Source organism: Mycobacterium sp. IS-1264 (genome assembly GCF_001954195.1).
Classification (GTDB): Bacteria; Actinomycetota; Actinomycetes; order Mycobacteriales; family Mycobacteriaceae; genus Mycobacterium.
Genome location: NZ_MBES01000077.1, coordinates 1 through 577 on the forward strand (window position 1 = coordinate 1; position 577 = coordinate 577).

Genomic DNA, 577 nt, shown 5'->3' on the forward strand with positions numbered 1-577 from the left:
AAGTCGGCCTCTCGAATGAACCGCTCTCGAAAACTTGGGTCGGCGGAGACATCGGCGCGCAAAACCTTCAGCGCTTCCAGCCTGGGCAACCGCGGATGTCGAGCCAAATAGACCTCACCCATTCCGCCGCTGCCCAACAGCCGCACCACGGTGAACCCGGCGAAATCCGCCCCTTCCTCTAGCGGCATGCGCCGCATACTACAAGCGCAGCGGCTGACCAGTGACACTCCGACAAAAACAGCGTCGACTCGGGATAGTGCGTAGCGGTGCATTCTTGAACAACCGGCGATGGGCGTCGTTAACATTTGCGCATGCCGTTGATGAGCGGTGCCTCGTTCGCCGGCTACACCATCGTGTCGCTATTAGGGACCGGTGCGATGGGTGATGTCTACCTCGCTCAGCACCCACGGTTGCCGCGGCGGGACGCCCTCAAGATTCTGAACGACCAGCTATCCAGTCAACCCGACTACCGGGATCGGTTCATCAGGGAGGCCGACTTAGCGTCGTCGCTGTGGCATCCGCACCTTGTTTCCGTCCATGACCGCGGCGAGTGTGACGGCCAGCTGTGGATGTCGAT

Annotated in this window: 2 pseudogenes; one reads left to right on the forward strand and one right to left on the reverse strand. The window is 61.0% G+C overall.

What is annotated here, in order from left to right:
• Nucleotides 1-188, reverse strand: a pseudogene (locus A5744_RS20120) (serine/threonine protein kinase); the annotation flags it as partial.
• Nucleotides 189-311: 123 nt separating this feature from the next.
• Between A5744_RS20120 and A5744_RS20125 the strand changes: the two are divergent.
• Nucleotides 312-577 (forward strand): annotated as a pseudogene (locus A5744_RS20125) (serine/threonine protein kinase); the annotation flags it as partial.